The 23,782-nt window shown below is 72.1% G+C and carries 25 protein-coding genes; 19 read left to right on the top strand and 6 right to left on the bottom strand.

Annotation, left to right across the window (positions count from 1 at the left end; all coding sequences use genetic code 11):
- Positions 1-52: 52 nt before the first annotated feature.
- From lspA to ATL41_RS02815, 5 genes are all read left to right on the top strand, one after another.
- Complete coding sequence (lspA, locus tag ATL41_RS02835; protein WP_245854587.1) at positions 53-694, top strand: signal peptidase II; 642 nt, start codon at positions 53-55, stop codon at positions 692-694.
- Positions 691-1,620: an RluA family pseudouridine synthase gene (locus ATL41_RS02830; protein WP_098457109.1), complete on the top strand. Its 930-nt coding sequence runs from the start codon at positions 691-693 to the stop codon at positions 1,618-1,620. Before lspA ends, ATL41_RS02830 begins: the two co-directional genes overlap by 4 nt.
- The gene (locus ATL41_RS02825) at positions 1,607-2,098 is read left to right on the top strand and encodes a GNAT family N-acetyltransferase (RefSeq protein WP_181010225.1); all 492 of its coding nucleotides are present in this window, start codon (positions 1,607-1,609) and stop codon (positions 2,096-2,098) included. The genes ATL41_RS02830 and ATL41_RS02825 overlap by 14 nt, the downstream gene beginning before the upstream one ends.
- A 78-nt stretch (positions 2,099-2,176) precedes the next feature.
- Entirely contained in the window at positions 2,177-5,716 is a 3,540-nt protein-coding gene (gene dnaE / locus ATL41_RS02820; RefSeq protein ID WP_098457108.1) for a DNA polymerase III subunit alpha, read from the top strand.
- A gap of 88 nt (positions 5,717-5,804) precedes the next feature.
- The gene (locus ATL41_RS02815) at positions 5,805-6,212 is read left to right on the top strand and encodes a pyridoxamine 5'-phosphate oxidase family protein (RefSeq protein WP_098457107.1); all 408 of its coding nucleotides are present in this window, start codon (positions 5,805-5,807) and stop codon (positions 6,210-6,212) included.
- Positions 6,213-6,287: 75 nt separating this feature from the next.
- Here ATL41_RS02815 and ATL41_RS02810 read toward each other — a convergent pair whose 3' ends face one another.
- Complete coding sequence (locus ATL41_RS02810) at positions 6,288-6,512, bottom strand: RNA-binding S4 domain-containing protein (RefSeq protein WP_098457106.1); 225 nt, start codon at positions 6,510-6,512, stop codon at positions 6,288-6,290.
- A gap of 80 nt (positions 6,513-6,592) precedes the next feature.
- Between ATL41_RS02810 and hisD the strand changes: the two genes are divergently transcribed.
- Complete coding sequence (gene hisD / locus ATL41_RS02805) at positions 6,593-7,915, top strand: histidinol dehydrogenase (RefSeq protein ID WP_098457105.1); 1,323 nt, start codon at positions 6,593-6,595, stop codon at positions 7,913-7,915.
- A 38-nt stretch (positions 7,916-7,953) separates the two neighbouring features.
- Positions 7,954-8,445 carry an ASCH domain-containing protein gene (locus ATL41_RS02800; protein ID WP_098457104.1) on the top strand — a complete coding sequence of 164 codons (492 nt, stop codon included), beginning with the start codon at positions 7,954-7,956 and terminating at the stop codon, positions 8,443-8,445.
- Positions 8,446-8,502: 57 nt separating this feature from the next.
- Here ATL41_RS02800 and ATL41_RS02795 read toward each other — a convergent pair whose 3' ends face one another.
- The gene (locus tag ATL41_RS02795; protein ID WP_098457103.1) at positions 8,503-9,117 is read right to left on the bottom strand and encodes a DUF1697 domain-containing protein; all 615 of its coding nucleotides are present in this window, start codon (positions 9,115-9,117) and stop codon (positions 8,503-8,505) included.
- 34 nt (positions 9,118-9,151) lie between these two features.
- The gene (locus tag ATL41_RS02790) at positions 9,152-11,983 is read right to left on the bottom strand and encodes a DEAD/DEAH box helicase (RefSeq protein WP_098457102.1); all 2,832 of its coding nucleotides are present in this window, start codon (positions 11,981-11,983) and stop codon (positions 9,152-9,154) included.
- A 158-nt stretch (positions 11,984-12,141) separates the two neighbouring features.
- Here ATL41_RS02790 and ATL41_RS02785 point away from each other — a divergent pair, with 158 nt between their 5' ends.
- The 7 genes from ATL41_RS02785 (at position 12,142) to ATL41_RS02755 (ending at position 17,307) form a co-directional block, all read left to right on the top strand.
- Complete coding sequence (locus tag ATL41_RS02785; protein WP_098457101.1) at positions 12,142-12,726, top strand: dihydrofolate reductase family protein; 585 nt, start codon at positions 12,142-12,144, stop codon at positions 12,724-12,726.
- A 59-nt stretch (positions 12,727-12,785) separates the two neighbouring features.
- Complete coding sequence (locus ATL41_RS02780) at positions 12,786-13,940, top strand: histidinol-phosphate transaminase (RefSeq protein ID WP_098457100.1); 1,155 nt, start codon at positions 12,786-12,788, stop codon at positions 13,938-13,940.
- On the top strand, positions 13,937-14,545 hold the full coding sequence (gene hisB, locus ATL41_RS02775; protein WP_098457099.1) for an imidazoleglycerol-phosphate dehydratase HisB: 609 nt from the start codon (positions 13,937-13,939) through the stop codon (positions 14,543-14,545). The genes ATL41_RS02780 and hisB overlap by 4 nt, the downstream gene beginning before the upstream one ends.
- On the top strand, positions 14,542-15,087 hold the full coding sequence (locus tag ATL41_RS02770) for a hypothetical protein (RefSeq protein ID WP_245854586.1): 546 nt from the start codon (positions 14,542-14,544) through the stop codon (positions 15,085-15,087). Before hisB ends, ATL41_RS02770 begins: the two co-directional genes overlap by 4 nt.
- Positions 15,084-15,731: an imidazole glycerol phosphate synthase subunit HisH gene (gene hisH, locus ATL41_RS02765; protein WP_098457098.1), complete on the top strand. Its 648-nt coding sequence runs from the start codon at positions 15,084-15,086 to the stop codon at positions 15,729-15,731. Before ATL41_RS02770 ends, hisH begins: the two co-directional genes overlap by 4 nt.
- A 62-nt stretch (positions 15,732-15,793) precedes the next feature.
- Positions 15,794-16,525 (top strand): bifunctional 1-(5-phosphoribosyl)-5-((5-phosphoribosylamino)methylideneamino)imidazole-4-carboxamide isomerase/phosphoribosylanthranilate isomerase PriA, encoded by a 732-nt coding sequence (priA, locus tag ATL41_RS02760; RefSeq protein ID WP_098457097.1) that lies wholly within the window; start codon positions 15,794-15,796, stop codon positions 16,523-16,525.
- Positions 16,522-17,307: an SseB family protein gene (locus ATL41_RS02755; protein ID WP_098457096.1), complete on the top strand. Its 786-nt coding sequence runs from the start codon at positions 16,522-16,524 to the stop codon at positions 17,305-17,307. The genes priA and ATL41_RS02755 overlap by 4 nt, the downstream gene beginning before the upstream one ends.
- 66 nt (positions 17,308-17,373) lie before the next feature.
- On the opposite strand, the gene ATL41_RS02750 is transcribed toward ATL41_RS02755, so the two are convergent.
- From ATL41_RS02750 to ATL41_RS02740, 3 genes are all read right to left on the bottom strand, one after another.
- Positions 17,374-17,736 carry a DUF1844 domain-containing protein gene (locus ATL41_RS02750; RefSeq protein WP_098457095.1) on the bottom strand — a complete coding sequence of 121 codons (363 nt, stop codon included), beginning with the start codon at positions 17,734-17,736 and terminating at the stop codon, positions 17,374-17,376.
- A gap of 120 nt (positions 17,737-17,856) precedes the next feature.
- The gene (locus tag ATL41_RS02745; protein ID WP_098457094.1) at positions 17,857-19,308 is read right to left on the bottom strand and encodes a catalase; all 1,452 of its coding nucleotides are present in this window, start codon (positions 19,306-19,308) and stop codon (positions 17,857-17,859) included.
- Positions 19,309-19,395: 87 nt separating this feature from the next.
- Entirely contained in the window at positions 19,396-19,845 is a 450-nt protein-coding gene (locus tag ATL41_RS02740; protein WP_098457093.1) for a Fur family transcriptional regulator, read from the bottom strand.
- 268 nt (positions 19,846-20,113) lie between these two features.
- Between ATL41_RS02740 and infC the strand changes: the two genes are divergently transcribed.
- From infC to ATL41_RS02715, 5 genes are all read left to right on the top strand, one after another.
- Entirely contained in the window at positions 20,114-21,007 is an 894-nt protein-coding gene (gene infC, locus ATL41_RS02735; protein ID WP_425432650.1) for a translation initiation factor IF-3, read from the top strand.
- A 98-nt stretch (positions 21,008-21,105) separates the two neighbouring features.
- Complete coding sequence (gene rpmI, locus ATL41_RS02730; protein WP_093375536.1) at positions 21,106-21,300, top strand: 50S ribosomal protein L35; 195 nt, start codon at positions 21,106-21,108, stop codon at positions 21,298-21,300.
- 62 nt (positions 21,301-21,362) lie between these two features.
- On the top strand, positions 21,363-21,749 hold the full coding sequence (gene rplT / locus ATL41_RS02725; protein WP_098457092.1) for a 50S ribosomal protein L20: 387 nt from the start codon (positions 21,363-21,365) through the stop codon (positions 21,747-21,749).
- A 52-nt stretch (positions 21,750-21,801) separates the two neighbouring features.
- The gene (locus ATL41_RS02720) at positions 21,802-22,626 is read left to right on the top strand and encodes a TrmH family RNA methyltransferase (RefSeq protein ID WP_098457091.1); all 825 of its coding nucleotides are present in this window, start codon (positions 21,802-21,804) and stop codon (positions 22,624-22,626) included.
- 119 nt (positions 22,627-22,745) lie between these two features.
- Entirely contained in the window at positions 22,746-23,675 is a 930-nt protein-coding gene (locus ATL41_RS02715) for an aldose 1-epimerase family protein (RefSeq protein WP_098457090.1), read from the top strand.
- Positions 23,676-23,782: the final 107 nt, after the last annotated feature.

Genomic DNA, 23,782 nt, shown 5'->3' with positions numbered 1-23,782 from the left:
CGTCACGTCGCACGGCGCCCGCCCGGACGACGTCCGCGAAGGCGACGAGGCGGTGGCGGCCAGCGCGCCCGCCGCCACCAGGGCGCCGCGCCTCACCGCGCTCATGTTCGGCCTCGCGGCCGGCGTCGCGATCGTCGACCAGCTGACGAAGCAGCTCGCGCTGAGCACCCTCGAGCTCGGGGCCTCCACGACGTGGTTCCTCGGTGAGCTGCTCGGCTGGAAGTTGCTGTTCAACCCGGGGGCCGCGCTCTCGATGGGGACCGGCTTCACGTGGGTCCTGACGCTGCTGACAGTGACTGTCGTCGTCGTCATCGCGACGCGGGCCCGGCGGATCACGTCGCGCGCCTGGGCGGTCTCGCTCGCGCTCGTCCTCGGTGGCGCGGTCGGCAACCTGATCGACCGGCTGTTCCGGGCGCCCGGCTTCCCCGAGGGGCACGTCGTCGACTTCATCAACTACGCGGGCTTCTTCGTCGGCAACGTCGCGGACATCGCGATCGTCGCCGCCGCCGGGCTGCTCATCATGCTGTCGTTCCGGGGCACCCCGATGACCGCTGACGCGCCCGCCTCGAGCGGCGGCGCGGAGCCGAGCGCCGACGCTGCGGACCTGGCGGCGGAACCGGCCGTGTCGACCGACGCCGACGAGGGTCCCCAGGAGGCGGACGCCGCAGCGGCCGGCGAGCCGGAGCAACGATGACCTCGCGTTCTCTTCCCGTCCCGGACGGGCTCGAGGGCGAGCGCGTCGACGCCGCTCTCGCCCGCCTCCTCGGGCTGTCCCGCACGCGTGCCGCGGAGCTCGCGGCCGACGGCGCCGTGAGCGTCGACGGTCGCACCGTCGGCAAGTCCGACCGCCTCGTCGCGGGGTCGTGGCTCGAGGTCGAGCTGCCCGACCCGGCCGCCGCCGTCGAGCCTGAGCCTGAGCCTGTGCCCGGGATGGTCGTGCGGTACGAGGACGACGACCTCGTCGTCGTCGACAAGCCCGTCGGCGTCGCGGCGCACCCGTCGCCCGGCTGGACCGGGCCGACCGTCGTCGGGGCCCTCGCCGCTGCCGGCTACCGGATCTCGACGTCCGGCGCGGCCGAGCGCCAGGGGATCGTGCACCGTCTCGACGCGGGCACGAGCGGCCTCATGGTCGTCGCGAAGAGCGAGATCGCATACACGGCGCTCAAGCGCGCGTTCAAGGAGCGCACGGTCGAGAAGGTCTACCACGCGCTCGTCCAGGGCCACCCCGAGCCGACGACGGGCACGATCGACGCGCCGATCGGCCGGCACCCGTCGTCCGACTGGAAGTTCGCGGTCGTCGCTGACGGCAAGCACTCGGTGACGCACTACGAGGTCCTCGAGATGTTCCCCGCGGCGAGCCTCGTCGAGGTGCACCTCGAGACGGGCCGCACCCACCAGATCCGCGTGCACTTCTCGGCGTTGCGCCACCCCTGCGTCGGTGACTTGACGTACGGCGCCGACCCGCGCCTCGCCGAGCGCACGGGCCTGACCAGGCAGTGGCTCCACGCGATGCGGCTCGGCTTCGACCACCCCGTGACGGGCCAGCCCGTCCTGTGCACGTCCGAGTACCCCTCGGACCTCGCTCACGCGCTCGAGGTGGTGTCGGATGGCTTCCGCTGACCTCTCCGGCTCGGGCGTGATGGTCGAGGTCGTCGCGACGCAGGCGCAGCTCGAGGAGTGCTACGCGATCCGCTTCGAGGTGTTCGTCGAGGAGCAGCAGGTGCCTGCCGAGGAGGAGCTCGACGACCTCGACACGGCGGAGACGACGACACACGTCCTCGCCCGGGACTCGCACGGGCGTGCCGTCGGCACGGCACGCCTGCTGACCGACCCGGCGCACCCGGGCGTCGTGCACGTCGGCCGGGTCGCCGTGCGCGCGGTCGCGCGCGGGCTGCACGTCGGCGTCGCGCTCATGGAGGCCCTCCACGAGATCGCGCTCGACACGTGCGCCGTCGACGGCGTGGTGCGCTGCGAGCTGAGCGCGCAGCGACAGGCGTTCGGCTTCTACGAGCGCCTCGGGTACACCGTCGTGGGCGACTTCTACCTCGACGCTGGGATCGAGCACAAGGACGCCTGGATCGATCTGCGGCGGCCCTGACGGTCGCCCCGGAGGGGCGTGTCGGCGGCCTTGCCAGCCGGTTCTCGGAGCGTCCGAGGTCCGTCATAGGATCGGGTCATGCCCTCTGCCGGATCGGACTTCGTCCACCTCCATGCCCACACGGAGTACTCGATGCTCGACGGCGCAGCGCGCCTCGGGGATCTGTTCGCCGAGGTCAACAGGCTCGGGCAGACGGCGATCGCGACGACCGACCACGGGTACCTGTTCGGCGCGTACGACTTCTGGAAGCAGGCCACGGCCGCCGGCGTGAAGCCGATCATCGGCGTCGAGGCGTACGTCACGCCGGGCACGAGCCGCTTCGACCAGACGCGCGTCCGCTTCGGTGAGGCGGGCCAGGAGGCCGACGACGTCTCGGCGCGTGGCGCGTACACCCACATGACGATGTGGGCGCGCAACAACGAGGGCCTGCACAACCTGTTCCGCGCGAGCTCGTACGCCTCCCTCGAGGGCCAGATGGGCAAGTGGCCGCGCATGGACCGCGATCTCATCGAGCGCTACTCGGCCGGCATGATCGCGTCCACCGGCTGCCCCTCGGGAGAGATCCAGACACGGCTGCGGCTCGGGCAGTGGGACGAGGCCGTACGCGTCGCCGGGGAGCTCCAGGACATCTACGGCAAGGAGTTCTTCTACGTCGAGCTGATGGACCACGGGATCGACATCGAGACCCGTGTGCTCAAGGACCTCCTACGGCTCGCCAAGACGATCGGTGCGCCGCTCCTCGCGACGAACGACCTGCACTACGTCAAGCGCGAGGACTCCGCGTCGCACGACGCCCTGCTGTGCATCAACTCGGGCTCGAAGCTCGCCGACCCCGGCCGCTTCAAGTTCGACGGCGACGGCTACTACGTGAAGTCCGCCGAGGAGATGCGCCGGACGTGGGCCGAGCTGCCCGAGGCGTGCGACAACACCGTGCTGCTCGCGGAGCAGTGCGAGGTCTCGTTCGACACGAGCGCGAACTACATGCCGAACTACCCGTGCCCTCCGGGCGAGGACGAGACGTCCTGGTTCATCAAGGAGGTCGAGCGCGGGCTCAACGCGCGCTACCCCGACGGGATCAGCCCCGAGGTCCGCAAGCAGGCGGACTACGAGTGCCAGGTCATCACGCAGATGGGCTTCCCGGGCTACTTCCTCGTCGTCGCCGACTTCATCAACTGGTCCAAGGACAACGGCATCCGTGTCGGCCCGGGCCGTGGCTCCGGTGCGGGTTCGATGGCCGCGTACGCGATGCGCATCACCGACCTGGACCCGCTCCAGCACGGCCTCATCTTCGAGCGGTTCCTCAACCCGGACCGCGTCTCGATGCCTGACTTCGACGTCGACTTCGACGAGCGCCGTCGCGGCGAGGTCATCAAGTACGTCACGGAGAAGTACGGCGAGGACCGCGTCGCGCAGATCGTCACGTACGGAACCATCAAGGCCAAGCAGGCACTGAAGGACTCGTCGCGTCTCCTCGACTTCCCCTTCGCGATGGGGGAGAAGCTCACCAAGGCGATGCCGCCCGCGATCATGGGCAAGGACATCACCCTGTCGGGCATCTTCGACCCGAACGACAAGCGCTACGCCGAGGCCGAGGAGTTCCGCCAGGTCCACGCGGCCGACCCGGACGCGCAGAAGGTCGTCGAGCTCGCGAAGGGCATCGAGGGCCTGAAGCGGCAGTGGGGCGTGCACGCGGCCGGCGTCATCATGTCGAGCCACCCGCTGATCGACATCATCCCGATCATGCGCCGCCCGCAGGACGGGGCCGTCATCACGCAGTTCGACTACCCGAAGTGCGAAGAGCTCGGCCTCATCAAGATGGACTTCCTGGGGCTGCGCAACCTGACGATCCTCGACGACGCGCTCGACAACATCGTCGCGAACGGCAAGGACCCGGTCGTCCTCGAGGAGCTCACGCTCGACGACAAGAAGACGTACGACCTGCTCGCCCGCGGTGACACGCTCGGCGTGTTCCAGCTCGACGGCGGCGGCATGCGGTCGCTGCTCAAGCTCATGCGTCCTGACAACTTCGAGGACATCTCCGCGGTCGGCGCGCTCTACCGACCGGGCCCGATGGGTGCGAACTCGCACACGAACTACGCGCTGCGCAAGAACGGGCTCCAGGAGGTCACCCCGATCCACCCCGAGCTCGCGGAGGCGCTCGAGGACGTCCTGGGCAACACGTACGGCCTGATCGTGTACCAGGAGCAGGTCATGGCGATCGCGCAGAAGCTGGCCGGGTACTCGCTCGGTCAGGCAGACATCCTGCGCCGCGCGATGGGCAAGAAGAAGAAGGCCGAGCTGGACAAGCAGTTCGAGGGCTTCTCGGCGGGCATGATGGAGCGCGGCTTCTCGATGGACGCCGTGCAGACGCTCTGGAACATCCTGCTGCCGTTCTCCGACTACGCGTTCAACAAGGCGCACTCCGCCGCGTACGGCGTCGTCTCGTACTGGACGGCCTACCTCAAGGCGAATTACCCGGTCGAGTACATGGCCGCGCTGCTCACGAGCGTCAAGGACGACAAGGACAAGTCGGCGCTCTACCTCAACGAGTGCCGCCACATGGGCATCACCGTGCTCCCGCCGGACGTCAACTCGTCCTCGGCCAACTTCACCGCCGTCGGCGCTGACATCCGCTTCGGCCTCACCGCTATCCGCAACGTCGGCGCGAACGTCGTCGAGTCGATCGTCGCGGCGCGCGAGGAGAAGGGTGACTTCACGTCGTTCACCGACTTCCTCGACAAGGTGCCGGCCGTCGTGTGCAACAAGCGCACGATCGAGTCGCTCATCAAGGGCGGAGCGTTCGACTCGCTCGGGCACACGCGGCGCTCGCTCGTCATGGTGCACGAGCAGGCGGTGGACTCGGTCATCGGCGTCAAGCGCAAGGAGGCGGAGGGGCAGTTCGACCTCTTCGCGGACTTCGGTGCGTCCGACGCCGACGAGGCGATCGGCTTCAGCATCGACGTCCCCGACCTGCCCGACTGGGACAAGAAGCAGCTGCTCACGTTCGAGCGCGAGATGCTCGGCCTGTACGTCTCGGACCACCCGCTCTCGGGGCTCGAGCACGTGCTGTCCCGCGCCGCGGAGACGTCGATAGCGCAGCTCATCACCGACGAGGGACGTGCCGACGGCTCGGTCGTGACGATCGCCGGCCTCATCACGTCGCTCCAGCGCAAGATGTCGAAGAACGGCAACCCGTGGGCGGCCGTGACGATCGAGGACCTCGAAGGGTCGATCGAGGTCATGTTCTTCGGCGAGACGTACCTCGCGTACTCGACGATCCTCGCCGAGGACCAGATCGTCACGCTCAAGGGCCGCGTCCGGCGTCGTGACGAGACGATGTCGCTGCAGGCGATGGAGCTCTCGCTGCCGGACACGAGCGCGGGCCCTGACTCACCGGTGCTCGTGACGGTGCCGGTGTCGCGGTGCACGCAGCCGGTCGTCGAGCGGCTTCGCGACATCCTGCGCACGCACCCGGGCGCGACGGAGGTCCACCTCAAGCTGACGGAGCCAGGCCGGGCGACGCTCATGAAGGTCGAGGACAAGCTGCGCGTGGAGCGATCGCCCGCGCTGTTCGGCGACCTCAAGGCGCTCCTGGGCCCGACGTGCCTCGCCAGCTGACGAACCTGCCCCACGGCGTACAAGCGTCGCTGACGTGCCTCGTCCGTGACGCGGCGCCCGCCGCCCTTCCCACAGACCGGAGCGACTCGTGATCCACCTGACCCCTGAGCAGCACGTCTTCGTCACGGAGCGCCACCTCGCGACGCTGACGACCCTGCGCCCCGACGGCACCCCGCACGTCGTCCCGGTCGGCTTCACGTGGGACGACAGCGCCGGGGTGCTGCGCATCACGACGAACGTCACGAGCGTCAAGGCGCGCAACCTCGCGGCTGGCGGTCCGGGCGGCGTGCCGGCCCGCGCGGCGGTCTGCCAGGTCGACGGGGGCCGCTGGATCACGCTCGAGGGACCCACGACGGTCGTCGACGACCCCGAGGAGATCGCGGAGGCGGTGCGGCGGTACGGCGTGCGTTACCGCACTCTCGAGCCGAACCCGCAGCGCGTCGTCCTGCGGATGGAGGTCGACAAGGTCATGAGCTCGGCGTACATGGCGCGCTGACGCCCCGCCTGCGTGGCTCGCTGCCGCCCGGCGTCAGGCGTGGTGCGCCCGGGCTCGGGGTGCCGATGTCGCCGGTCAGGCGCGTGCGACGCGCGCGGTGCGGGTCCCGCCGGGGCCCGACACAGTGACGACGTCGCCAGGGACGAGCTGGCGGCCGCGCCGCTCGTCCGTCTCGCCGTTGACGCTCACGGCGCCGTCAGCCACGAGCTCGCGCGCCTCGGCGCCGGACTCGGCGAGGTCGGCGAGCTTGAGGAACTGGCCGAGCCGGATGGACTCGTCGCGGATCGTCACGTCGTTCATGCTTCCAGTCTCTCAGGTCCGGCACGTGCGCAGTCCCGGGCGCCGCGACCGCCGGGGGCGCCGGGACTAGAATCGGCGTCGTGATCAACCGTCTCGACCTGCGTGGTCGCTCCCTGTCCGCCCGCGAGCTCGCCGCGACCCTCCCTCGTCCCGAGGTGGGCGTCGAGGACGCGACCAAGCTCGTCGCACCGATCGTCGAGGACGTACGCTCGCGCGGCGCCGCGGCGCTGCGCGACTACGCCGAGAAGTTCGACGGCGTGCGGCCCGAGCACCTGCGGGTCCCGGCCGAGGCTCTCGCCGCGGCGCTCGACGGGCTCGACGCCGGGCTCCGGGCGAGCCTCGAGGAGTCGATCAGCCGCGTCCGCCAGGTCCACGCCGCGCAGCGCCCCCAGGACTTCGTCGTCGACGTCGCGCCTGGTGCACGCGTGCGGCAGCGGTGGATCCCCGTGCAGCGCGTGGGCCTCTACGTGCCGGGCGGCCTGGCGGTCTACCCGTCCTCGGTCATCATGAACGTCGTCGCGGCGCAGGAGGCCGGCGTCGGCTCCCTCGTCGTGACGTCCCCGCCCCAGGCGCAGGACGGCGGCCTGCCCAACCCGACGATCCTCGCGGCGTGCGCGTTGCTGGGCGTCGAGGAGGTGTACGCCGTGGGCGGTGCCCAGGCGGTCGCGATGCTCGCGTACGGCGCCGCCGCCGAGCTGCCGCAGGACGGTGACGTGCTCGCCGAGCCGGTCGACGTCATCACGGGCCCGGGCAACGTCTTCGTCGCGGCCGCGAAGCGCCTCGTGCGCGGTGTCGTCGGCATCGACGCGGAGGCCGGGCCGACCGAGATCGCCGTGCTCGCCGACGCGACCGCCGACCCGGAGCACGTCGCTGCGGACCTGCTGAGCCAGGCCGAGCACGACCCGATGGCCGCGTCTGTCCTCGTGACCGACTCGGTCGAGCTCGCCGACGCGGTCGACGTCGCGCTCGCGCGCCGAGCGGCTGCGACCCGCCACGCGGAACGCGTCGCGACGGCGCTGGGCGGCCCGCAGTCCGCGATCGTCCTCGTCGACGACGTCGAGCACGGCCTCACGGTCGTCAACGCGTACGGCGCAGAGCACCTCGAGATCCAGACGGCCGACGCGCCCGCGCTCGCGGACCGCGTCACGAGCGCGGGCGCGATCTTCGTCGGCCCGTACTCGCCGGTGCCGCTGGGCGACTACATGGCGGGCTCGAACCACGTCCTGCCGACGGGAGGGTGCGCGCACTTCTCCTCGGGGCTCGGCGTGCACAGCTTCGTGCGAGCGGTCCAGGTCGTCGAGTACTCGCGCGACGGGCTGGCAGAGATCGCCGGCAAGATCGTCTCGTTCGCCGAGGCGGAGGACCTTCCCGCGCACGGTGAGGCCATCAGCGCGCGGTTCTGACCCGGCGCGAGCGCCACGCAGACGAGACGAGGTACAGCATGACCCCGCCCGACGAACGCGCGGCCGCCGCGATGTGGGCCGAGTATCTCGCCTCCGGGCGGGGACCCGCCCCGGGGACGCCGCTTCCTGTCCTCGACAGCTTCGGCGACGGCCCGGCGCTCGCTGACGAGCTGCTCGGTCTGGTCCTCGCGGGGGCGAAGCGCGCGACGGCGTCGCTCGTCGCGGAGTACGAGGTGCTCGGCGACACGCCACCCGAGGCCGGCGACCACTGGGTCGTGTGCGACGGCGCGGGGACGCCCCGCGTGATCCTGCAGACGACCGAGGTGCGGCGGGTGCGCTTCCGCGACGTCGACGCCGCGTTCGCGTACGACGAGGGCGAGGGGGACCGCTCGATCGAGTCCTGGCGCCGCGACCACCGCCGGTACTGGGAGCGCGTCGGCGCCGAGCTTGGCTTCGTCCTGACGGGCGACTCGGTCGTGGTCGCGGAACGATTCCGGGTGGTCTGGCCCCCTGAGCACGCCGACGTCTAGCGCGTCGACCTCTGCCGATACCGGCCCGGGCCGACGCGGCCCTCACGATCCGGCGGGCTAGGCGAGACGACGCAGGGTTCTCACGTTGCGGGTCGTCGCCGCCCGGTAGCGCGAGCGTGCGAGGACCTTGGCGAGCGAGGTCGTGAGGGACGACCCGCGGGGGCAGCGCCACACGAGGGCGTCGAGGCCCTCGTCCGCGAGGCGTCCAGCGAGAGGTGCGGGCGGCGTCTGCCACGCCTCGACCGCGCCCTCGGACGGACCGCCTCCTGCCTCCGTCGCCGCGGCCGCTTCGGCCGCGGCCTCCGCGAGCAGGCCCGTGCTCGTCGAGACGACGACGTAGCCGTGGGCCGACTCGTCGTCTGGCCACGGGACGGCGTCGGCGAGCGCGGCCGTGAGGTCGAGGGGGAGCAGCGCGAGGTGCGCGTCGTAGCCGAACGCCTCGCTGATCCTGCTCTCGAGGTCCGCGCGCACCTCGGCCCGCGGGGTGTCCTCGGCGACGTCGAGCAGGATGTTCCCGCTCGCGAGGACGGTACGCACCGCGCGGGCACCGCTCGCGGCGACCACCGCGCGCAGCTCCGCCATCGGTATCGTGCGGCCGCCGACGTTGACGCCGCGCAGGAGAGCCACGAGGCGGACGTCGCGCGGGGCGACGGGTGGTGGGGCGGCGCTCATGGGCTCTCCTCGAATCTCCTGGGGACCGGGACGGTCACGCCTGCGCGAGCACGAACGGCAGCACGCGCGCGGCACCGGCCTGGCGCAGCATCCGGGCAGCGACGGTGAGGGTCCACCCGGAGTCGGTGAGGTCGTCGACGAGCAGCACGCTCCGACCGGGGAGGCCCGCCGCGGCGGCCTCGGAGAGCGCGGGACGCAGGCGTTGGACCACGCCCGCGAGACGGATCGCGGAGTTGACGTCGCGCCGGCCTGCCGGGACGCCGGGCGCGGGTTCGATCGACCCGACGACGGGCTTGCCGAGGTAGCGGCCGAGCCCGTGCGCGAGGTGGCTCACGAGGACCGGGCGGCTCGCGGAGGCGACCCACACGATGCCGTCGACGCCCTTGGCCTCCGCCCAGTCGTCGAGCACGCGCGCGGCCGCGGTGCGCAACGGCGTCGGGAGCTCGCCGTCGGGCGTGGTCGGGGCGAAGAGCTCGCGCAGCGGGGCGGACCAGCCCAGCCCGTCGAGCCGAGCGACCGCCCGGCCGGGCTCGGCGAGCTCCTCGGGGGAGAGCCTGCCGGACAGCTCGACGCCGAGCGAGGCCATCCCCGAGGGCCACTGCCGGCGCGTGCTGATCTCGATGCCGGGCCGGTCCATCGCGGCACGGGCCTGGCGCACGAGCGACGGGTCCGGGGCCGCGGGCAGGTCGAGCGTCGAGCACCGGTCGCAGCGACCGCAGCGCCAGCCGTCCTCGAGCTCCGGGTCGTCGAGCTGGCGTCGCAGGAAGGCCATGCGGCAGCCGGTCGTCGACTGGTAGGCGAGCATCGCCTCTTGCTCCGCTCGGCGGGCGCGCTCGACGCGCTCGTAGCGCTCACCCTCGTACGTCCACGGCTCGCCGGTGACCTCCCAGCCGCCGCGCACGCGTCTGACGACGCCGTCGACGTCGAGCACCTTGAGCATCATCTCGAGCCGCGACCGCTTGAGGTCGACGCGCGTCTCGAGCGCGGGCAGCGACATCGTGCCGTTGTCCGAGAGCGCGCGCAGCACCGCACGGACCTGCCCTTCCGCGGGGAAGGCGAGCGACCCGAAGTAGTCCCAGATGCGCTGGTCCTCCTCGCCCGGGGCGAGGACGACGGTCGCGCGGTCGACGCCGCGCCCGGCGCGGCCGACCTGCTGGTAGTACGCGATCGGCGAGCTCGGGGCGCCGAGGTGGACGACGAAGCCCAGGTCGGGCTTGTCGAAGCCCATGCCGAGCGCTGACGTCGCGACGAGCGCCTTGACCCGGTTCTCCTTGAGGTCGGCCTCGAGGGCCTCCCGCTCGGCGGTGTCGGTGCGGCCCGTGTACGCGCGCACCTCGATGCCTGCGGTGCGCAGCTGCTCGGTGACCTGCTCGGCAGCGGCGACCGTGAGGCAGTAGACGATGCCCGAGCCGCTCAGCCGGGGCAGCGCCTCCACGAGCCAGGCGATGCGCGTGGGCTGGTCGGTCACAGGCAGGACGGCAAGGTGGAGCGACTCGCGGTCGAGCCCGCCGCGCAGCACGAGCACCTCGTCGCCAGGACGGGCGTCGTCGCCCGCAGCGACGTGGCCCTGGTCGTCACGGTGCACGGCCAGCTGTTCCGCGACGTCGAGCGTGACGCGCTCGTTCGCGGTCGCCGTCGTCGCGAGCACGGGGATGCCGGCGGGAAGATCCGCGACGAGGTCACGGATCCGGCGGTAGTCCGGCCGGAAGTCGTGGCCCCAGTCCGAGATGCAGTGTGCCTCGTCGACGACGACGAGACCCGCCGTCGCGGCGAGGCGCGGCAGCACGGTGTCACGGAAGTCCGGGTTGTTGAGGCGCTCGGGGGAGCACAGCAGGACGTCGACCTCGCCGGAGGCGATGCGGTCGTGGACGTCGTCCCACTCGGTCACGTTCGACGAGTTGATCGTCACGGCGCGCACCCCGGCGCGGCCAGCCGCCGCGATCTGGTCTCGCATGAGCGCGAGGAGCGGCGACACGATGACCGTCGGCCCCTCGCCGCGCTCGCGCAGGAGCGACGTCGCGACGAAGTAGACGGCGGACTTGCCCCAGCCGGTGCGCTGCACGACGAGGACGCGGCGCTGGTGGGAGACGATCGCGTCGATCGCGCGCCACTGGTCGTCGCGCAGCCGCGCGTCGTCGCGCCCGACCAGGCGCCGCAGGACGGCCTCGGCCGCTTCGCGCCCGTCGAGCCCCTCGGTGCTCACGGGGACGACGTCGGGCCGGTGCCCGCTCGTCGGGCGCGCGCCCCGGGCCGTACGGCGGAGCGGACCGCGCGCACCGGCGGCCGGTGCGCCGTCGTCCTCCGGCACCCAGACCGGCTCGTCCCAGTCGGCGGGCGGCTCGGCGGGCGGGACGTCCTCGTCCCAGGCCGCCGACCAGGCGGGCTCGGGCTCGGCCGCCACCGGAGCCGGCTTCGCCGACGGCGCGCTCGCGGACGCAGCGTTCGTCGCCGGTGCGCTCGGTGCCGCAGGGCCCGCGTGCGCAGGGTTCGCGGGCGCGCCGGGAGACGGCTGCTGGGCGACCTGCGCGGCAGCCTCCGCCGCGGGCGGGGCCGTCGAAGGCGCGAGCGGGCGCGTGGGAGGTGCGCCGAGCGGGCTGAGGTCGAGCGTCGGCTCGGCCTCGGGCCGGTCGACGAGGTTGCGCGCGTCGATCGACGACGCACCCCACCCGGGCCCGGTGACCTCGACGCGCCGGCGCGGTACACCCTCGAGCTTGGACCAGTCCGGCTCGGCGCCCCAGCGCCCCGGGGTCCCGCGCCGCTCGCGCGGCTCCTCGGCCTGAGCCTCGGTGGCGGGGACGTCGTCGGCGGTCGTCGCGGCGTCGTCGGGAGCCCCGTCGCGCGGGTCGGGCTGGTCCTCGGTCGTCATGGTCTCCAGCCTACGGACCGGGACGGACATCGCCGTCGGACGCCCAGGGTGTGTGGACCGGACCTCAGGGCGTTGCCGCCCTGGTCAGCACCGGGCGACGGCACGACGCTGGACGAGGGGCGGTGCGGCCGCCGCCGTGAGACGCGAGGAGGTCCGACGTGCGCAAGGTCACGTACTCGATGGGGATGTCGCTCGACGGGTTCATCGAAGGGCCGGACGGCGACTTCCAGTGGACCGAGCCCGAGCCGGCGCTCTTCCAGATGTCGATCGACGAGGTCAAGGATGTCGGGGTCCACCTGCTCGGCCGGCGCCTCTACGAGACGATGCTCTACTGGGAGGAGATCAAGGACGACCCTGCGCTCGGCGCGCAGGACCGCGAGTGGACGGACCTGTGGAACGCTCTCCCGAAGGTCGTGTTCTCGCGGACGCTGACCGACGTCGTCCCGAGCGCACGGCTCGCCACCGGCACCCTCGCCGAGGAGATCGCGCGGCTGCGCGCGGAGCCCGGGGAGGGAGACATCGCGATCGGTGGGGCGGACCTCGCTGCTCAGGCGGCCGACCTCGACCTGGTCGACGAGTACCTCGTGCGCGTGTTCCCCGTCCTCGTCGGCGGTGGCAAGCCGATCTTCGCCCTGCACGAGCGCCGTGTCGACCTCGAGCTCCTCGCGTCGCGCACGTTCGAGTCAGGGGTCGTGTCCCTGTACTACCGGGTCCGGCACGACGCAGACCGCGAGACGGCGTAGCGCCGACCATCTCGTGAAATGCGCGGACGGCTGTCAGGCCGAACTCCTAGAGTGACGTCGTGGCCAACCCCCGCAACACTGACACCCCCCGCGCGCTGCGCCTGCCCGTGCGCCCCGAGCTCGCCGGCATCGAGCCCTACGGCGCTCCGCAGCTCGACGTGCCCGTCCTGCTCAACGTCAACGAGAACCCGTACGGGCCGAGCCAGGCCGTCGTCGCGTCCATCGCGAGCGCCGTCGCCGACGCCGCCGCGGGCCTCAACCGCTACCCGGACCGTGACTTCCTCGGGCTGCGCGGAGACCTCGCCGACTACCTCGCCCGTGAGAGCGGCGTCCGCGTCGAGGCGGAGCAGGTGTGGGCGGCGAACGGGTCGAACGAGGTCATGCTCCACCTCCTGCAGGCCTTCGCCGGTCCCGGTCGCACGGTCGTGTCCTTCGCCCCGACCTACTCGATGTACCCCGAGTACGCGCGCGACACGCACTCCGAGTACGTCGTCGGCCGTCGCGAGGCGGACTTCACGCTCGACCCGGGGCACGCGACCGCCGTCGTCGCGGAGCACCAGCCGTCCGTGACGATCCTCACGAGCCCGAACAACCCGACCGGCACCGCGCTGTCCGTCGACACGATCGTCGCGGTGTGCGAGGCCGCGCTCGAGGTCGACGTCGACGGCGCCCCGGGCATCGTCGTCGTCGACGAGGCGTACGGTGAGTTCCGCCGCGAGGGCGTGCCGTCCGCGCTCGAGCTGCTCGAGCGCTTCCCGAACCTTGTCGTCAGCCGGACGATGTCCAAGGCGTTCGCGCTCGCGGGCGCACGGCTCGGCTACCTCGCGGCGCGCCGCGAGATCGTCGACGCGCTGCGCGTCGTGCGCCTGCCGTACCACCTCTCGGCCGTCACCCAGGCGACCGCGCGTGCCGCGCTCTCGCACGCCGACGAGCTGCTCGGGCAGGTCGCCGCGCTGCGCGCCGAGCGCGACCGCACGGTCGAGTGGCTGCGCGCGCAGACGCACGACGGGCGCCCGCTCGACGTCGCGGACTCGGACTCGAACTTCGTGCTGTTCGGCCGGTTCGCCGACCGGCACGCGATCTGGCAGGGTCTGCTGGATAGGGGTGTGCTCATCAGGGAGACTGGTCCCGAGGGCTGGCTGCGCGTGTCCATCGGCACGCGCGAGGAGATGGTGGCGTTCAAGGACGCCCTGGTGGAGGTAGCAGGACTGTGACCCGCAGCAGCAGGACGGCACGCATCGAGCGGGCGACGTCCGAGTCGTCCGTCGTCGTCGAGATCGACCTCGACGGGACCGGCCGCACGGACATCTCGACGACGGTGCCGTTCTACGACCACATGCTCACGGCCCTGGGCAAGCACTCCCTGATCGACCTCACCGTCAAGGCGACCGGTGACACGCACATCGACGCGCACCACACGGTCGAGGACGTCGCGATCTGCATCGGCGAGGCGCTCAAGGTCGCCCTCGGCGACAAGCGCGGCATCGCGCGCTTCGGGGACGCCCACGTGCCGCTCGACGAGGCGCTCGCACGCGCCGTCGTCGACGTGTCGGGCCGACCGTTCCTCGTGCACGACGGCGAGCCGGCGGGCCAGGAGTACCACCTGATCGGCGGTCACTTCACGGGCTCGCTCACGCGCCACGTGCTCGAGTCGATCGCGCACCACGCGAACATCTGCCTGCACGTCACCGTGCTCGCCGGCCGCGACCCGCACCACATCGTGGAGGCGCAGTTCAAGGCGCTCGCGCGCGCCCTGCGCGCCGCGGTCGCGCTCGACCCGCGTGTCGACGGCGTGCCGTCGACCAAGGGCGCGCTGTGAGCTCCGACGCGGTGCCGGGCGCCGCAGACGAGCTGCCCGACGACGTCTCGTTCGACATCCCGGACGACCTGTCGGGACTGAGCATCTTCGGGGAGACGACGACGAAGCCGACCGTCGCCCTCGTCCTCACGCAGGTCGCCGGCGCGGACCCGCTCGCCGCGGTGTGCACGGTCGCGAAGCTCGAGGTGGACGTGTTCTTCGCCCAGGGTGTCGGAGCGGTCGCGGTGTGCCGCGACCTCGACGGCGACGGTCCCGCGCAGGTCGCGGCGGGCATCTCGCAGCTCATCAGCGGCGTGCCGGCGATCCTCGTCGAGCGTCGCGAGAACCAGATCACGGCGACTCGCTGGCTCGACGGCGAGCGTGGGGACGACATCCCCGCGGGACTGCTGCTCGACGGCGCGCCCGACGACCTCGAGGGCCTGCTCCTCGGCACACACACGCTCGCAGACATCAAGGGCGTCCTCCCCGCGGGGCAGTACTCGCGGCTCAAGGCCGCCCGTCTGCTTGCGTCCCTCGCACGCAAGGCGAGGAAGAAGTCATGAGTGCGCCGTCCGTCGTCGTCCTCGACTACGGCTTCGGGAACGTCCGCTCGGCGGTGCGTGCGCTCGAGCGCGTCGGCGCCCAGGTCGAGCTGACGAACGACCGTGCCGCCGCCGAGTCGGCTGACGGCCTCGTCGTGCCCGGGGTCGGTGCGTTCGCCGCCGTGATGGAGGGCCTGCGCGCCGTGCGCGGCGACGAGATCGTCGGTCGCCGTCTCGCCGGCGGCCGTCCCGTGCTCGGCATCTGCGTCGGCATGCAGGTGATGTTCGAGGCGGGCGACGAGCACGGCGTGCACACCGAGGGGCTGGGGGAGTGGCCGGGCATCGTCGACCGCCTGCACGCCCCCGTCGTCCCGCACATGGGCTGGGCCACCGTCGACGCCCCTGCAGGCACGACGCTCTTCTCGGGCATCGAGGACGAGCGCTTCTACTTCGTGCACTCGTACGCCGCCCAGACGTTCACGCTCGGTCAGGACGAGCCGGCCGACGGCCGGTTCCGCCCGCCGCTCGTCACGTGGGCCGACCACGGTGGCCGCTTCGTCGCAGCCGTCGAGAACGGCCCGCTCAGCGCGACGCAGTTCCACCCGGAGAAGTCCGGCGACGCCGGCGCCCAGCTCCTCACCAACTGGCTCTCGTCCCTGCGCTGACGCGAGGTACCGCCGCCCCTCTCGGCTGCTGCCGAGCCCGAACACCCCTGGAGATGAACCCCATGACCGACCGTCTCGTGCTGCTCCCCGCCGTCGACGTCGCTGACGGACAGGCCGTGCGCCTCGTCCAGGGCGAGGCCGGCTCGGAGACCTCGTACGGAGACCCGCTCAGCGCGGCGCTCGACTGGCAGGCGGGCGGGGCGGAGTGGATCCACCTCGTCGACCTCGACGCCGCCTTCGGCCGCGGCTCGAACGCCGAGCTCCTCGCCGACGTCGTCGGACGGCTCGACGTCAAGGTGGAGCTCTCGGGCGGCATCCGCGACGACGAGTCGCTCGAGCGCGCGCTGGCGACCGGTTGCGCGCGCATCAACCTCGGCACCGCCGCGCTCGAGAACCCCGAGTGGACCGCCAAGGTCATCGCCGAGCACGGCGACGTCGTCGCGGTCGGCCTCGACGTCCGCGGCACGACCCTCGCAGCGCGCGGCTGGACCGAGGAGGGCGGCGACCTGTGGGAGGTCCTCGACCGTCTCGAGGCTGCTGGCTGCTCGCGCTACGTCGTCACCGACGTGACGAAGGACGGCACGCTCCGCGGCCCCAACGTCGAGCTGCTCGCCGAGGTCGCCCGCCGTGCGAACGCCCCGGTCGTCGCGTCGGGCGGGATCTCGAGCCTCGACGACCTGCGCGCGCTGCGTGCGCTGGTCCCGCAGGGCGTCGACTCCGCGATCGTCGGCAAGGCCCTCTACGCGGGCGCGTTCACGCTGCCCGAGGCTCTCGACGTCGCAGGCCGGCCGTGACCCACGCCCCGCACGACGGGCACGGGCACGGCGTCCCTGCCGACTCGGCAGGAACGCCGTGGGCTGGGCGTGACCTGAGGTCCAACCCGTTCGCGGGCGACGACGGCTCGTGCGAGCCCGCCCTCGCAGCAGCGCTCGAGGCGTACGCGGCCGGCGGCCGAACCGCCGACCTCGAGCGCGTCGTCGAGGCGCTCGCGTCCGCGCGCGTGCTCGTGCCGGTCATCGCCGAGCTCGACGTCGCGGGCCGTGGTGAGCACGGCCAGGACGTCGACAAGGAAGCGAGCGCGGGCGTCGTCGCGCTCGAGGCTCCGGACGGCCGCAAGGCGCTCCCCGTGTTCTCCTCGGTCGAGGCGATGGCGCGCTGGCGTGCCGACGCGCGCCCCGTCCCGTCGTACGCGACGCGCGCGGCGCTCTCGGCCGTCCAGGAGGGCTGGGCCCTGCTCGTCCTTGACCCCGGCGGACCGACTACCGTCCTCGTGCCGCGCCCCGCCGTGTGGGCGCTCGCCCAGGGCCGCACGTGGGAGCCCGCGGTGCGCGACGGCGTCGTCGATGAGGCGGTGCGCGCCGCCGTGCGCGACGCAGCGCTCCCGGCCCAGCACGTCGTCCGGGCCGACGCCGTGCCCGGCCGGACGGCCGAGGTCGCCGTCGCGCTCGGCATCGACGGCGGTCTCGACCGTGCCGGTCTCGACCGTGTGCTCGCCTGGGTCAACCGCTCGCTCGCCGCGAGCAGCGTGATCAGCGAGCGGGTCGACTCGCTCGAGCTGCGGATCGGCAAGGCCTGACGGCTGACGTACGACGAAGGCCGCGCCCCTCGCGGGCGCGGCCTTCGTCGCGTCTGGTGGCTGGTCTCAGTAGACCGGTCCGGTGAGCTTCTCGCCCGGGCCCTCGCCCGGGGCGTCCGGGATCACGCTCGCCTCGCGGAACGCGAGCTGCAGCGAGCGCAGGCCGTCACGCAGCGAGCGGGCGTGCTGGTTGCCGATGTCGGGGGCCGACGTGACGACGAGCCCGGCGAGGGCGGTGATGAGCTTGCGGGCCTCGTCGAGATCCATGAGGTCCTCCTCGCCCTCGGCGAGGCCGCACTTCACGGCAGCCGCGCTCATGAGGTGGACCGCTGCGGTCGTGATGACCTCGACGGCTGCGACGTCGGCGATGTCTCGGGTGGCCTGCGCGGCGTCGTCGCTCGGGCTGGCCTGGGGAGAGGGGTTCGTCATGCCTCCATTGTCTCCCACGTGCGGGGCCGAGAACGCACGGGGTGAGTGAGACGACGCAGCCCCGCACGCGGGTCGCGTGCGGGGCTGCGGTCCGAGCCGGGGCTCGGGAGAGGACAGGTGTCAGGCGCTCAGGGCTGCCCGCAGCTGCTCGCCGAGGCCAGCGTCGACCTGACCCCAGTACCAGAAGAACCGCTCACGGATCTCGGGGACGGTGATCCCGGCGCCCTGGCCCTTGAGCGTCTCGAGGAAGGCCGCCTTCTGGCCCTCGTCGAACACGTCGCGGTAGAGGGTGCCCGCCTGACCGAAGTCCGAGTCGTCCGAGCGCAGCGTCTGGGCCGCACGGACGAGCGCGCCGTCCGTCTCCCACGAGACCTCGCCGGCGCGAGCGCCGTCGGCGGCCGGGCCGCCCACCGAGTTGGTCGCGTGGACCGGCATCGTGGCGGGCGCGTAGTGGTAGCGCATCTGGCCCTCGTGCTGGTAGTTGCGCACCTCAGCGGCGTGCGGCATGTTCACCGGCAGCTGGTTGTAGTTGGCGCCGATGCGGTAGCGCTGCGCGTCCGGGTAGGCGAACACGCGGCCCATGAGCATCTTGTCGGGCGAGATGCCGATGCCCGGCACGAGGTTCGACGGGGAGAAGGCCGCCTGCTCGATCTCCGCGAAGAAGTTCTGCGGGTTGCGGTCGAGGGTGAGCTCGCCGACCTTGATGAGCGGGTAGTCGGCGTGCGACCAGGTCTTCGTGATGTCGAACGGGTTGAAGCGGTAGGTCTTGCCCTCCTCGTACGGCATGACCTGGACGAAGAGGTCCCACACCGGGAACTCCTCGCGCTCGATGGCCTCGAACAGGTCGCGGCGGTAGTAGTCGGCGTCCGTGCCGGCGAGGTGCTGCGCCTCCTCGTTGGACATGGCCTCGACACCCTGGCGGGACTTGAAGTGGTACTTGACCCAGAACTGCTCGCCCTCGCCGTTGACCCAGGAGAAGGTGTGCGAGCCGTAGCCGTTCATGTGGCGCCACGAGCGCGGCAGGCCGCGCTCACCCATGAGGTACGTGACCTGGTGGGCGGACTCGGGCGAGAGCGTCCAGAAGTCCCACTGCATGTCGGCGTCGCGAAGGCCGGAGGCGCCCGTGCGCTTCTGCGAGTGGATGAAGTCGGGGAACTTGATCGCGTCGCGGATGAAGAACACCGGGGTGTTGTTGCCGACGATGTCGTAGTTGCCCTCGGTCGTGTAGAAGCGCAGAGCGAAGCCGCGGACGTCGCGCCACGTGTCGGGGGAGCCCTGCTCGCCGGCGACGGACGAGAAGCGCAGGAGCGTCTCGACCTCGGACCCGGGCTGGAAGACGGCGGCCTTCGTGAAGCGCGAGACGTCCTCGGTCACGACGAAGCGGCCGAAGGCGCCGCCGCCCTTGGCGTGGGGGTTGCGCTCCGGCACGCGCTCGCGGTTGAAGGAGGCGAGCTTCTCGACCAGGAAGCGGTCGTGCAGGGCGGTGATGCCGTCGGGACCGGTGGTCAGGGAGTGCTGGTCCGAGGGGATCGGGGTGCCGGTCTGGCTGGTCGTGAAGGTCGGTTCGGTCACGGGTGTCTCCTTCTGCCCTTGCGGGCTTCTGTGGTGTGCGCCTGGATGGCGATGCCCGGCGAGCCTGCTCGCCGGGGGCGGGGTGGGTCAGGCAGTCGTGGTGCCGGCGTCGCGGCAGGCGGGGCAGGTGCCCCAGTAGATGACCTCGGCGGTGTCGATCGTGAAGCCGTGCGTCGAGCTCGGGATGAGGCACGGGGCGTGCCCGGTCGCGCAGTCGACGTCGCCGACGGCGCCGCACGAGCGGCAGACGACGTGGTGGTGGTTGTCGCCGACGCGCACCTCGTAGCGCGCGGGGTGGCCGGCGGGCTCGATCCGTTGGACGATCCCGCGCTCGGTCAGCGCGTGCAGGACGTCGTAGACGGCCTGGACGGAGACGGAACCGAGACGCTCGCGGACCCGGGTCAGGACGGTGTCGGCGTCGGCGTGGGGACAGGCGCGCAGGCACTCCAGGACCGCGATGCGGGGCGCGGTCACGCGCAGGCCGGCCGCGCGCAGCTGGGCTGCGACGTCGTCGGGTGCGTGGGTCGAGGTGCTCATGACCTGCAGTCAAGCATCTTTTCTGGAATCGTTCAAGTAACGGAACGGTTCTGATCCGCCCGTGCCGGACGGTGCGCGGTCGTGTGGTAACGTTGGTCCCTGACTGATCGGTGCGTGCTTGCGCACGCGCCGAGAGCAAGTGGAGAACATCCCACCTAGGTCCCGCCCGAGCTGCCTCGCAGCCGACAGGGACCGGGTCCCGGTCCAGAGCGGTCGCCTCGTCGCGTCCGCTCGCTCGTGGGTGCACCGTGCCCCCGAGACGGATGTGATGGCCTCCTCCTGCTCGCAGGGACGGAGGCCTTCTTCGTCTCTGTGCACACCACCGAGTTCTGAGGAGACTTCCATCAGCGAGCCCCGCATCAACGATCGGATCCGCGTCCCCGAGGTCCGGCTTGTCGGCCCCAACGGGGAGCAGGTCGGCATCGTCCGCGTGGAGGACGCGCTGCGCCTGGCGCAGGAGGCGGACCTCGACCTCGTCGAGGTCGCGCCTGACGCGCGCCCTCCGGTCTGCAAGCTCATGGACTTCGGCAAGTTCAAGTACGAGGCAGACATGAAGGCGCGTGAGGCCCGGCGCAACCAGGCCAACACCGTCCTCAAGGAGATCCGCTTCCGCCTCAAGATCGACCCGCACGACTACGGCACGAAGAAGGGCCACGTCGAGCGCTTCCTGTCGGCAGGCGACAAGGTCAAGGTCATGATCATGTTCCGTGGTCGCGAGCAGTCGCGCCCGGAGATGGGTGTTCGCCTCCTGCAGCGTCTCGCCGACGACGTCGCCGAGCTCGGCTTCGTCGAGAGCATGCCGAAGCAGGACGGCCGCAACATGACCATGGTTCTCGGTCCGGTCAAGAAGAAGGCCGAGGCCAAGAGCGAGCAGCGCCGCAAGCGCGAGGAGACCCGCCGCGCCCCGCGCCAGGAGGGCGAGCAGGCACCCGCCGCGGAGGCCGCGCCCGAGGCTCCCGCGCCCGCCGAGCCTGCTCCGGTCGCCGAGGCTGCACCTGCCGCCGCCAAGCCGGCTGCGGCCAAGCCCGCAGCCGCGCCGAAGCCCGCCGCCAGCCCCAAGCCGGCCGCGACGCCCAAGCCTTCCGTCCCGAAGCCGGCGGCCGCCAAGCCTGCCCGGCCTGCACCGAAGCCCGCTCCCAAGCCTGCGCCGAAGAGCGAGTGACGAGACCTGCACACCGAGCGGGGCCTGCACGTGAGGCCCCGACCGACACTGTCGTACGCCACCCGGCGCACGACCGACCCTGAGGAGACACGGCAGCCATGCCGAAGAACAAGACGCACTCCGGTGCCAAGAAGCGGTTCCGCATCACCGGTTCCGGGAAGGTCATGCGCGAGCAGGCCAACAAGCGCCACCTGCTCGAGCACAAGTCGAGCCGTCGTACGCGCCGCCTGAGCGCCGACCAGGTCGTCTCGGCCGCCGACACCCCCAAGATCAAGAAGCTGCTCGGCAAGTGACCCTCGGGGCGCGTCTTGCGCCCTGAAGGAGCTTGTGAGCCCCGAGAACCAAGGAGCATCACGTGGCACGCGTGAAGCGGGCAGTCAACGCCCACAAGAAGCGTCGTTCAACCCTCGAGCGGGCCAGCGGTTACCGCGGCCAGCGCTCGCGCCTTTACCGCAAGGCGAAGGAGCAGGTCACCCACTCGATGGTCTACTCCTACCGCGACCGCAAGGCGCGCAAGGGTGACTTCCGCAAGCTGTGGATCCAGCGCATCAACGCTGCGGTCCGCGCCGAGGGGATGACCTACAACCGTTTCATCCAGGGCCTCAAGGCTGCTGGTGTCGAGGTGGACCGTCGCGTCCTCGCTGACCTCGCCGTGACGGACGCGAACGCGTTCAACGCGCTGGTCAAGGTCGCGAAGGAGGCCCTCCCGGCCGACGTCAACGCCCCCAAGGCTGCTGCCTGAGCCGTACGTCCTTCGAGACGTCGCGCGCTTCGCAGCTTCAGGACGCCCGGACATGCCCGAGCTGATCAACCCCCGCGCTGAGCGGGTGCGATCGGTACGGGCACTGTCCGGGCGTTCTGCGCGTTCGCGCACCGGCCGTTTCCTCGTCGAAGGGCCGCAAGGCGTCCGGGAAGCGGTGCTGCACGCACCGCGACTCGTACGCGACCTGTACCTCACGCAGGCAGCGGCCGACCGGTACACCGAGATCGTCGACGCGGCCCACGACGCGGGCATCACGCTCCGCACCGGCTCCGACGAGGTGCTCGACGCGATGAGCCCCGACGCCCAGGGCCTCGTCGCCGTCCTCGACCACCCCCGCGCCTCCCTCGAGGACGTCGCGGCACGCGACCCGCGGCTCGTCGCCGTCCTCCTCAACGTCCGCGACCCCGGCAACGCCGGCACGGTCATCCGGGCCGCCGACGCGGCCGGTGCCGACGCCGTCGTGCTTGCCGGGGAGAGCGTCGACGTGCTCAACCCCAAGGTCGTGCGCTCGACCGCGGGCTCGCTCTTCCACCTGCCCGTCGTCGCGGGTGCGTCGTACGACGACGTGCTCGGGACGGTGCGCGGTCTCGGCATGGCGGTCCTCGCGGCCGACGGCGTCGGCCCGCACGACCTCGACGACCTGCTCGACGTCGTCGGAGCGCCCGGCGCAGGCCAGCCCGACCTCGCTGCGCCGACCGTGTGGGTGTTCGGCAACGAGGCCTGGGGCCTGCGTCCTGAGGACCGCGACCGCGCGGACGCGGTCGTCCGCGTGCCGATCCGCGGCCGCGCCGAGTCGCTCAACCTCGCCACGGCCGCGACCGTGTGCCTGTACGGCTCCGCGCGCGCCCAGCGCTGACCCGTACAGGGCCCTCGGCCCTGCGCGCGAGAGCCGCGCTCGACGCTAAGGGCCTTACGGACCACGGACGTACCCTCGGCCCTGCGCGCGAGAGCCGCGCGGTGCGCTTAGATGTTCACGTGAGCAACGACGCGACGGTGCCCGCCTCGGGCACGCAACACATCCTGACCAGCGGCCCTTACCGTGCCGTGATCGCCTCCGTGGGCGCGAGCCTGCGGGTCCTCGAGCACGACGGCCGCCCCCTCGTGACGCCGTACGGCGAGGACGACGTCCGGCCCGGGTACCGCGGCGCGGTCCTCGTTCCGTGGCCCAACCGCGTCGTCGACGGGCATTACTACGTCGACGGGCACACCTACGTCCTGTCCCTGACGGAGCCCGAGCGCGGGCACGCCCTGCACGGCCTCGGCGCATGGGCTGAGTGGAGCGTCGTCGCCGGCGACGAGGCGTCGGTGACGCTCGCCCACACGATCGCGCCGCAGGCCGGCTACCCGTTCCGCGTCCGCTGCGAGGTCACGTACGCGCTGACCGCCGAGGGCCTGAGCTGGACCGTGCGCGCGACGAACGTCGGCACCGGCCGCGCGCCGTACGGCACCGGCCCGCACCCGTACCTCGTCGCAGGGCCCGAGCCCGTCGACGACTGGGAGGTCCGCATCCCCGCCGAGCAGGTGCTCACGGTCACGCCTGACCGTCTCGTCCCGACCGGCGTCGCCGACGTCGCGACGTACGACGGCGGCAGGCTCGACTTCCGCGCGCCTCGCCCCGTCGGCGACACCTTCATCGACCACGCCTACACGGGCCTCGTCCTCGAGGACGGGAAGGGGCGCGTCGAGGTGCGCTCGCCGTCGGGCACCGGGGTCGCGATGGAGTGGGACGCGGGCAGCCCTTGGCTGCAGGTGCACACCCCGCAGGGGCCAGGCGACGCGTTCCGCAGCGGCCTCGCCGTCGAGCCCATGACGTGCCCGCCCGACGCGTTCAACTCGCGCACGGACCTGGTGCTGCTCGAGCCGGGCGAGAGCCACGAGGTCGGCTGGCGCATCGTCGCGCTCTGACGCCCGCCCCGCGCGGCCTGCCGCTCGACGCCGGGCCGCGCGCGGGTGCGGACGGGGCGCGGATCCGGGGTCCGGGCCTCGTAGAATGATCGACGATCCCACTCGCT

Source organism: Flavimobilis soli (assembly GCF_002564025.1).
GTDB lineage: Bacteria > Actinomycetota > Actinomycetes > Actinomycetales > Cellulomonadaceae > Flavimobilis > Flavimobilis soli.
This window is presented reverse-complemented; position numbering and strand designations above follow the sequence as displayed.